The organism is Micromonospora sp. NBC_01412 (assembly GCF_045040215.1).
Taxonomy (GTDB): domain Bacteria; phylum Actinomycetota; class Actinomycetes; order Mycobacteriales; family Micromonosporaceae; genus Micromonospora; species Micromonospora rubida.
This window is the reverse complement of record NZ_CP109528.1, coordinates 2,807,735-2,817,794: the sequence shown is the minus strand read 5'-3', so window position 1 is coordinate 2,817,794 and position 10,060 is coordinate 2,807,735. Positions and strand designations below refer to the sequence as shown.

Sequence of the window (10,060 nt, the reverse complement as noted above, 5' to 3'; positions counted from 1 at the left end):
TGGGACACCGGAGGGAGTGGCACCGATGACCTGGAGCCTGGAGATCCACCACATCGATCTGATCGGATCGGGCGACTCGACCCTGATCGTCGCCCGCAACGACGGCGCCGGCGGGCACGCCGCGCAGATCCGGACCGTGCTGATCGACGGCGGCCGGCTCGGCCACGCCGGGCGGATAGACGCCTACCTGACCGCCGCCGTGCCCGAGTTCGCCAACGGCACCGATGATCTCGACGTGATGGTGGTGACCCACTACGACGCGGACCACATGGGCGGTGTCAGGGGGCTGCTGGCGCGGCGCAACACGCAGCTCTACGACAACGTGCTCATCTTCGACCAGGGCGAGCCGGCCAACGCCGACGAGGATCCCTACCTGCTCTATGTCAACGCGATCGCGAGGCAGGCGGGCCGTACCCGGGTGACCCGCAACGTGGCCAGCGACACGACACCGGTGCACAAGCAGCGTGCGGCGCAGTGGTTGTTCGCCGGGCCGGTGCCCGGCGTGCGGACCCCACCGGTCATGTTCGGCGGGGGCGTGCCGGTCCCGTTGGGGGGGAACGCGGCGATCGCGCCGCCACCAGCGCTGGTCGCGCCGGGCGGAGCCGTGATCGCTCCGTTCACCCTCGCGAACTGGTGGCACCCGTACTGGCTGGTCGGCCGGGAGATCCTCTGGACCGACGCGGCCGGCGAGCCGCTCAACTCGCCCACGCCGGGCGCGCCGCCACCGACCGTCACCTGCCTTGCGGCGAACCGGTTCGTCCGCAACGGCGCCGCGACCGCCACCTACCGCAGCGGCGGCATGCTCACCCCGCCCGAGCAGGCCAAGAACGAGAAGAGCCTCGCCTTCGAGGTGCGGTTCGGCAACTTCCGGTACTACATCGGCGGGGACATCGAGTCGATGCAGGAGCAGAACGTCTCGGCGTACCTCAACCCGGCGGACTCGGTTGCCCAGCGGGTGCACATCGTCAAGGCCAGCCATCACGGGGCCAACACCGCGACCAGCCGCGCCTTCGTGGACCGGATGCGACCGGAGGTCGTGATGATCTCCTGCGGCACCAGGAACCAGTTCTCCCACCCGGCCGACCGGACCGTCGGCATCCTGGAGGGGTACGCCGGGGCCACCCCGGCGCCGCCGGCACCGGCGCCGCCCGGACGGGCGGTGCCGAGCTACCTGACCGGCTACCAGGTCCCGGGCACGCTGCTGGTGCCGCCGCAGTCACGCGGCGGGCCGACCTCGCACACCGCAGGCAGACCGGCCCCGCCCGTCCGGGGCAACCTCCGGGTCGACGTCTCCCAGGTGCAGGCCGACCGGGACGCCCGAGGGCTGTGGGCCGTCACGTTGGCGGAGACGATCATCGCCACGGCGAACGCGACCGGGCTCGCCGTGCCTGCGCCGCTGGTGCCCAACGCGATACACCGGCTGGTCGCCACCGGCCCGCGCGCCGCCCTGGTCACCACCGTCATCACCGGTGTGCTCGGTGGGCTCGGCGCCGCAGGCGCCGCCGCCCCGGCCGTGGCCGCCGGTACCGCCGCCGCCACGCTGGCCGGCGGCATGGCCGCGGTCCTTCCGGCGGTCTACGCCGCGGCCACCGGTGCCGGCGCCGCTGCGGCCCCCGCCGCGGTCGCCGCTGCGGCCGGCGGGCTCGTCTGCGACCTGGCGCTGGCCGCCGCGGCGATGGCGCCGGCCCTGGCCCAGACCGCCACCCAGGCGGCGGCGACCCTGGCCGGCGTCGCGGGCGGGCCCGCCGCCGCCGCCGGTGCCGCCGCCAACGTGGCGGTGGTCGCGGCGGCGCCGGGCGGCGGCCGGTTCACGGTCACCTTCTACGACCGCAATGCGATGGGCGGGCCCGGCCAACGAGTCATCACCCACCACTGAGGGGCTACAGATGGACATCACCAGCCTTTCGCTGGCCGAGCTGAAGACCCGGCTCGAATCCCAGGTCGACCAGGGCAAGCTGCCCCTCGCGCCGGACCTGCTGGGTGATCCGACGCTGGCCGGCTTCCTGGCCGGCCTGCCCGGTGGGCGGGCCGTGCTCACCGGGCCCCGGTTCGACCTGGCGGACACGGCCTGGCCGCAGCGCCTGACGGTCACCGGCCAGGTCGGTACCGCCTGGCCGGTGAGCGCCTTCGCCACCGACGCCTTCCACGCCGGCCCGTTCGTACTGACCGTCACCCGTGCCGCCGCCGACCGCCCGGCACAGGTCGGCGTCACCGTCGACGCCATCCTGCGGGTCGGCGCGCTGGCGCTGCCCGTCACCGGCTCGCTCACCCCGGACGGCGCGCTCGCCAGTACGCTCCGACCCGGCGACCACCCGCCGCAGGATCTCGCCGACCTGCTCACCCTGATCAGCGGGTCGGCCGGCACCACCGGCCTGCCACCGGGCACCCCGTTCGCCACCGGCCTCACGATCAACGACCTCGAACTGCGCACCCGGCTCGGCGAGGCCCCGCTGACCTCGCTCGTGCTGACCCTGGACAGCACGGTCGACTGGCCGGTGGTCGCCAACCGGTTCGTGTTGCGGTCCATCGGGGTGACCCTGGTCGCCACCCACGCCGCCGTCCCGAACAGCTTCTCCCAGGTCGGGTTCGGCGCATCGCTGCACGCCACCCTGCTCATCGGCCGCGACTTCACGGTCACCCTGGGCTTCGGCTCCGGCGGCCCGTGGGAACTCGACATCGTCCCGGCCGACGGCGCCCTGCCGAGCCTGGCCGACCTCGCCGGGCTGATCGGCGGCCAGAGCCTGCAGGATTCGGTCCGCACCGGTCTGGCCGCGGTCGGCCTCGGCGAGATCGGCATCGACGGGGTCCGGATCGGCTTCGACCCGCACGCCGGGGCCCTGCGGCACATCGCGGTCGCCGGTCACCTCGTGCTGGCCGGGGTCCGGTTCGACCTGACCGCCCAGCTACCCGGATTCCAGTTCGGGGGGCACCTCGGCGACGACGAGACGATCGAGCTCAAGCGGCTGTTCGAGCACTTCTTCGGCACCGCCGAAGGATTCCCGGACGTGGTGGTCACCGAGCTCGGCCTCACCGCGTATCCGCAGGAGGGCTCGTACGAGCTGGAGCTGGCCGTGGAGGACGACGAGTTCGTCCTCGGGCCGGTCGCCTTCCAGCAGCTCAGCGCCACCATAGCCAAGGACGCCAGCGGGTACACCGGGTCGATCAGAGCCGGCCTCACGCTCGGCGGCGCGCAACTGCTGATCGAGGCGAGCCGGCCGGACAGCGGTGGCGTCTGGGTCTTCACCGGCACCACCGGGCCGGGGCAGCAGCTTCGGGTATCGGACCTGCACACCGACCTGGACACCACATTCGACGCCTTCACCCTGCCCGCCGCCGTGCGGGACCTGCTGATCGACGAGCTGCTGATCCGCTTCGACACCCGGGGCAACTTCACCTTCACCTGTCACACCCGGTTCCCGGTCAGCGACACCGGCAACCTCAACCTGACCCTGATCATCGACGTGGCCACCCGGGACGGCGGTCCGTCGGAGATCCGGTCCCAGGCCACGGTGGTGATCGGGGAGCTGCACTTCGAGGTCGACTTCGCCCGCACCGAGGGCGCGCTGTACCTGCTGGCCGCGTACACCGCACAGCCGAAACGGACCGCCCAGAAGATCACCACCCTGCTCGCGCCGGTACTCGACGCCTGTCCGGCACTCGCCCCGCTGATACCGGAGAGCCTGGAGATCGAGCTGAAGGACGCGTTCGTCTTTCTGGACCAGGCCCGCCCGGCGACCGACGGCAGCCCCGCCCGGCCGGGCAGGGCGCTGTTCGGCCTGGACCTCGGCGCCTCGCTCGACCTCGCGCAACTGCCGCTGGTCGGCCGCGAACTGCCCGACGGCCAACGGGCCGGAGTGGACGACCTTCAGATCATCGTCGCCGCCACGGCGTTCACCGCCGCCGACGTGGCCGCGGTCAACGCCCTGCTACCGGCCGGGATCACCCGGCTGCCCGCCACCACCGGCGACGGGTCGACCCTGCCCGCCGGGATCACCGTCGGCGCGAAGCTCAGCCTCGGCGGCGACCCGTACCCACTCGTCCTGCCGGTGTCCCCGGCACCGGGCGGCAACCCGCCGGCCGCCCCGCCCGCCCCGGTCGGCGGCCAGCCCGTGGTCACCGCCGGCAACACGCAGTGGCTCACCCTGCAGCGCACCTTCGGGCCGCTGCACCTCAACCGGGTGGGTTTCCAGTACGAACGCCAGAAGCTCTGGTTCCTGCTCGACGCGAGCATCTCCCTGGGCGGCCTGACCTTCGCCCTGGACGGGTTGGCGGTCGGCTCGCCGCTGAACGACTTCGCGCCCGAGTTCGACCTGCACGGGATCGGCCTGGACTACCGCAACGGCCCGCTCGCGGTCAGCGCCGGCCTGCTCCGCGTCCCGCTCACCGGTGCCGACGGCCAGCCGTACGACGAGTACGAGGGCTCGGCCCTGCTGACCGTTCGCGAGCTGACCGTCTCCGCGCTGGGCGCGTACGCCTACGTCGGCGGATACCCCTCGCTGTTCGTGTACGCCTTCCTGGACTACCCGATCGGCGGCCCGGCGTTCTTCCAGGTCACCGGAATCGCCGCCGGATTCGGCTACAACCGCCGGCTACGCGTCCCGGCGATCGACCAGATCGCCCAGTTCCCGCTGGTCAGCAAGGTGATGTCGGACAGCTCCGGCCCGACGCCGGCTGCCGACCCGATCACCGAGTTGAGCACCCTGCGCCCGTACCTCACCCCGTCCGAGGGCGACCAGTTCCTCGCGGTCGGGATCAGGTTCACCTCGTTCAAGCAGATCGACTCGTTCGCGCTGCTGACCCTCATGTTCGGCCAGCGCTTCGAGATCGACATCCTCGGCCTGTCGACCATGAAGGTGCCAGCCGCGCCGGACGTACCGCCGATCGCCGAGATCCAGATGGCGGTCAAGGCCAGCTTCATCCCGGACGAGGGCTTTCTCGGCGTGGCCGCACAGCTCACCTCGGCCTCGTACCTGTTCTCCCGCGACTGCCATCTCAGCGGCGGCTTCGCCTTCTACAGCTGGTTCAGCGGCCCCCACGGCGGCGACTTCGTGGTGACCGTCGGCGGCTACCGCCCCGGCTTCGTCCCACCGGCCCACTATCCGGTGGTGCCCCGGCTGGGCTTCAACTGGCAGATCGACAGTGAGGTGTCGGTCAAGGGGGACGCCTACTTCGCGCTCACCCCGTCGGTGCTGATGGCCGGCGGGCACCTGGCGGCAACCTGGAACAGCGGCAACCTCAGCGCGTGGTTCACCGCCGGGGTCGACTTCCTGATCGGCTGGCAGCCGTACCACTACGAGGCGAGCCTGTACGTCGGCATCGGGGTGCGGTACACGTACCACTTCTTCGGCACCCACACCCTCTCCGTCGACGTCGGCGCCGACCTCTCCATCTGGGGGCCGGAGTTCTCCGGCCGGGCCCGGGTGCACCTGTCCATCATCAGCTTCGAGGTCTCGTTCGGCGCCGGCGCCAACCAACGCCCGGCGCCGATCGACTGGCCGGCGTTCCAGGCCGCGTTCCTGCCCGCCGACTCCGCCGAGCAGGCGATCTGCACCCTCGCGGTGCGGGACGGGCTGGTCCGCGCCGGGGACGGAGACGTCGACTGGGTGCTCAGCCCGCGCAATTTCACCCTGGTCACCGATTCCGTGGTGCCGGCCAAGACGCACGACGTCGGGGCCGGTCGGATCGACAACGCCGTACCGGCCGCCACCTTCGGGATCGCGCCGATGGACGTACCCGCGGCCCAGTTCGGCTCGACCCACGCCGTCACCATCACCCGGGACGGCATCGACGTGACGAACCTGTTCGCCTTCGACCCCGTACCGAAGCGGGTTCCCCGCGCGCTGTGGGGTGAGTCGGTCGACGCCCGGACCGACGCCGACCCGCTGATCGCGGACAGCCTCGCCGGCTTCGCGATCACGCCGATCGCCCCGGTGCTGCCCGCCGTGGACCCGCCGCAGAGCGTCCCGGACAGCCAGGCCGGGTACAGCACGGAACAGATCGGTCAAGCCTTCGACTGGGTGGACGAAAAGGTCTTCCGACCCGCCACGGAACAGGGCCGGGACGCCGTCGAGCGCGCGCTCGGCACCACCGGACGCGACACCCTGCTGGCCGATCTCGGCATCGACGAGGAGATCACGGTCGGCGGCCGTACCGCCGCTGCGTTCCTCGTCGCGCCGCTGGTCGGCAATCTGATCGGGCAGTGAAGGGAAACGGCATGACCAACGAGACCCTCTTCGTCTCCACCCACCGGCCCGCGCCGCAACTGCGCGACGGCACCTACACGGTGACGGTCCGGCAGGACCTGACCATCCGTGGCCAGGCCAAAGGGTTGCGGGCCGTCAGCAAGCGGTTCGTCGTCGCGGGCGACCACCGGGCCCTGGCCCCGGAGGACGTGGTGGCGGTCTTCCCGCCGGAGGGCAGCCTGGGCGACCACGCGAATGTGCTGCCGCACGTGCTGCTGGGCCGGGGCACGCTGCCCTGGGAACAGACCGGCGGCGGCGACACCTCCGACCTGCCCTGGCTGACGCTGCTGCTTTTCGACGAGGACGACCAGGTCGACACGGCGGTGCTCACCCTGGCCGAGATCGCCGGGCTGCCCGAGTTCGGCGACGAACCGCCGATGGTCGGGCAGCGCGACGACGACCGCGCGGTGGTGCTCGGTGTGCCGCGCGACCGGCTGGCGGAACTGATCCCGACCGCCGCCGAACTGTCCCTGCTCACCCACGTGCGGCAGAAGGTGGTGGCCGGCCGCGCCGACGGTGCCGAGTTGGCGGCGGTGCTGAGCGCCCGGTTGCCGAGGGCGGGGCGGACCAGCACCGCGCATCTCGTGTCGGTGGCCGGGCGTTACCGCGACGGCGCGTTCGGCCTCGGCACCGGCGACGTGGTCCACCTGATCTCCTTGAAGAGCTGGCGGTTCGCCTGCGTCCAGGACGGCCCCGGCTTCGCCGGCATCGCCGAGTCGCTGGACCGCACCCCGGCCACGGTGAGCCTGCCCGCCCTCGGGCGGCCCTCCGTCGACCCGTACCTCACCCGGGGATTCGTCCCGCTCCCGCACCACCTGCGCCAGGCCGACCGCACCGTCTCCTGGTACCACGGGCCGCTCAGCCCGCAGCGCGCCGCCGACCCCGGCCCGACCGGCCTGCTGCCGGTCCGGGCCGCCGACGCGCTGCTGCGGGTCGACCGGGACAACGGCATGATCGACGTTTCGTACGCCTCGGCGTGGCAGCTCGGACGGCTGCTCGCGCTGCGCAGCAAGCGGTTCTCGACCGCGTACGGGAACTGGCGGCAGGCCCGGCGGCGGGCGCACCACGTCGGCGGGCAGGTCACCCCGGTGCCCGTGCTGCGCGCCGTCGGCACCGCCGACCCGACCCCGCCCGAGGTCGTCGGCACCTGGCTCGCCGGCCTCAACCGCCTCACCGACGTGCCGTTCAACTACCTGGTACCCGATGAGCGGATGCTGCCGGCGGAGTCGCTGCGCTTCTTCCACCTCGACCCGTGGTGGATCAGGTGCCTGCTCGACGGCGCGCTCAGCCTCGGCCGGGTCACCGAGGGGGACGTCGCCTACGACCGGGAACACCTCGCCGACCTGGGCGCTCAGCGCTATCCGGTGGTCAGCGGCTTCCTGATCCGCTCCGCATTGGTCTCCGGCTTTCCCGGCATGCTGATCGACGGGTACGACGTGCCGGTGCCGGAGAACGGCGACCTGACCGGCCTGACCCCGATGACCGCGTTGCCTGCCCGGCGGTTGAGCGAGAACGTGCTGCTCTGCCTGTTCGCGGGGGACGCCAGCACGCTGCACCTGCACCTGCGACCGGAGACCCTGCACTTCGGCGTCGACCACGACCCGAACGCCCCGACCGGCTGGCGCAAGCTGCTGCGCGACGACGCGGGCAAGCTGAAGAAGGGACGTGGTGTCCCGGTGCGGTGGCGCCAGATCACCCTCGCCGGGACCGCCCGGCCGGTCGAGCAGGTGGTGGACGTGGCGGCGCTGGCCGGCGACATCGGTAGCCCGATGACCCCGGCCCGGTTCGCCAAGGAGATGATCGAGGGCGTGCCGAGCATGCTGTTCCGCCGCTCCTGAATGGCACGGCTCCACCGCATGGCCTGCTGACGGCGGTGGCGGTCGACGGCGGGGCGCTCGGCACCGCCGGCCGGCGCTCAGGGCCGGGCCAGCAGCTCGCCGTGCAGGATCGAGAGCCAGCCGTCCGGCTCGGCGGCCCAGGCCCGCCAGCCGGCCGCGATCCGCGCCAGCGCTTCCGGGGCGACTCCCGCGGCGAGGGCCTGGTGCCCCAGCGCCGAGTCGACCACCCGCTCCGCCCACAGGCCACCCCACCAGGCCCGGTCCTCCGGGGTCGCGAAACACCACGTGCTCGACGTCGCCGTGACGTCGGTCAGCCCGGCGGCGTGCGCCCAGGAGAGCAGCCGGCGCCCGGCGTCCGGCTCGCCACCGTTGGCCCGGGCCAGCCGTTGGTAGAGCGCCAGCCACTCGTCGAGTTCGGGTCGGCGCGGATGCCAGGTGAACGCCCCGTAGTCGCTGTCGCGTACCGCGATGTGCCCGCCCGGCCGGCAGACCCGGCGCAGCTCGCGCAGCGCCCGGACCGGATCACCGACGTGCTGCAGCACCTGGTGGGCGTGCACGATGTCGAAGGAGTCGTCCGGGAAGGGGAGCGCGTGCACGTCGCCGACCGCGAAGTCGACGTTTCCCTGCCGCCGGGCCCCGATCTCGGCCTGGGCCAGTTCCAGTGCCCCGGTGGTGATCTCGACGGCGGTGACCCGCCCGGTCCCGTCCGGGGCTGCCACCAGGGCCGCCAGGTCGGCGGTGATGGTGCCCGGCCCGCAGCCGACATCCAGCACGGTCAGCCCGGGCCGCAGGACCGGCAGGAGATGGCCGGCCGAGTTGGCGGCGGTGCGCCAGCGGTGTGAGCGCAGCACCGACTCGTGGTGTCCGTGGGTGTAGACGGCGGAGTCCATGTCCCACATTTTAGTAGCAATTTCCTGACAGGTGGTAGGTGCCTCGGTGCGGCATCGTTGCCGCCGGACCGGCCGCGGACCGCAACCGGATCACAACCGCCGGCTGGTTCACTCCACGGCACCGGCGGGGGGATCGCCGGGGGAAGAAAGTTGGAGGCTGAATTGTCCGAGAAGCTGCGCAGGATCGCGCTCGGTGCCGGCATGTCACTGACGGTGGGTGTGGCACACCTGCTCTGGGCCGTGGCCCCGGCCCACGCCTCGGGTGGCACGGTCCAGGTGAGCGGATCGACGGTGTCCTACGTCGCCCCGACGGGTGTCGCCAACGACGTGACGGCGGAGTCGGTCAGCGGCGGGGTCGCGGTCACCGACACCGGGTCGCCGGTGGTGCCGGGCGCCGGCTGCGTGTCGGTCACCAGCAACCGGGTGACCTGCCAGGTGACCGGGGCGGTGACCGTCGCGATCTGGACCGGGGACCTGGCCGACGAGGTGCACGTCACGGCCGCCGTGATGTTCGCCAAGATCAACCTGGGGGCCGGCGACGACCTGGTCGACCTGCAGGGGGTACGCGGCACGGCGGTCTACGGCATGGACGGCGACGACGTCGTGTACGGCAGTGAAGCCGGCGACACCATCGACGGCGGCAGTGGCGACGACCGGCTCTACGGCCTCGGCAACGCCGACATCCTGTTCGGCGGAGCGGGGGCCGACCTGATGTCCGGCGGCACCGGCACCGACACCGTCACCTACGCCGACCACACGATGTCGGTCAGCGCCGACGCGGACGGCGTGGCCGGGGACGACGGCGCGGCGCTGGAGGGTGACACCATTCGCGCCGACGTCGAGAAGATCGTCGGCGGCGGCGGTGCCGACCTGCTCGTCGGCACCGGTGGGTCGGACGTCCTGGTCGGTGGTGCGGGGGACGACACGCTCGTCGGCGGCGGTGGGGACGACCTCATCCTCGGCGAGGCCGGGGCCGACACGGTCTTCGGCGACCAGTCGCCCCGCGTGCTCGGCGGCCCGGTCGGGCGGGACGTCTGCGAACTCGGTCCGGATGGCGGCACCGCCTCCGGCTGCGAGGTCGTCCGCTGAC

General features: G+C 72.6%; 5 protein-coding genes. 4 read left to right on the top strand and 1 reads right to left on the bottom strand.

Annotated features, from left to right (window positions below; genetic code table 11):
• Positions 1–25: 25 nt before the first annotated feature.
• The 3 genes from OG617_RS12845 to OG617_RS12835 are packed head-to-tail and all read left to right on the top strand — an operon-like array spanning position 26 to position 8,080.
• The gene (locus OG617_RS12845; RefSeq protein ID WP_405101576.1) at positions 26–1,876 is read left to right on the top strand and encodes a ComEC/Rec2 family competence protein; all 1,851 of its coding nucleotides are present in this window, start codon (positions 26–28) and stop codon (positions 1,874–1,876) included.
• A 10-nt stretch (positions 1,877–1,886) separates the two neighbouring features.
• On the top strand, positions 1,887–6,203 hold the full coding sequence (locus OG617_RS12840; RefSeq protein ID WP_405101574.1) for a DUF6603 domain-containing protein: 4,317 nt from the start codon (positions 1,887–1,889) through the stop codon (positions 6,201–6,203).
• An 11-nt stretch (positions 6,204–6,214) separates the two neighbouring features.
• Positions 6,215–8,080: a hypothetical protein gene (locus OG617_RS12835; RefSeq protein WP_405101572.1), complete on the top strand. Its 1,866-nt coding sequence runs from the start codon at positions 6,215–6,217 to the stop codon at positions 8,078–8,080.
• Positions 8,081–8,157: 77 nt separating this feature from the next.
• Here OG617_RS12835 and OG617_RS12830 read toward each other — a convergent pair whose 3' ends face one another.
• On the bottom strand, positions 8,158–8,970 hold the full coding sequence (locus OG617_RS12830; RefSeq protein WP_405101570.1) for a class I SAM-dependent methyltransferase: 813 nt from the start codon (positions 8,968–8,970) through the stop codon (positions 8,158–8,160).
• 162 nt (positions 8,971–9,132) lie between these two features.
• Between OG617_RS12830 and OG617_RS12825 the strand changes: the two genes are divergently transcribed.
• Positions 9,133–10,059 carry a calcium-binding protein gene (locus OG617_RS12825; protein ID WP_405101568.1) on the top strand — a complete coding sequence of 309 codons (927 nt, stop codon included), beginning with the start codon at positions 9,133–9,135 and terminating at the stop codon, positions 10,057–10,059.
• Position 10,060 lies beyond the last annotated feature (1 nt).

Coding starts and splice junctions, on each gene's coding strand:
- OG617_RS12835 (WP_405101572.1), top strand. CDS start 6,215: ATGACCAACGAGACCCTCTTCGTCTCCACCCACCGGCCCGCGCCGCAA.
- OG617_RS12830 (WP_405101570.1), bottom strand. CDS start 8,970: ATGGACTCCGCCGTCTACACCCACGGACACCACGAGTCGGTGCTGCGC.
- OG617_RS12845 (WP_405101576.1), top strand. CDS start 26: ATGACCTGGAGCCTGGAGATCCACCACATCGATCTGATCGGATCGGGC.
- OG617_RS12840 (WP_405101574.1), top strand. CDS start 1,887: ATGGACATCACCAGCCTTTCGCTGGCCGAGCTGAAGACCCGGCTCGAA.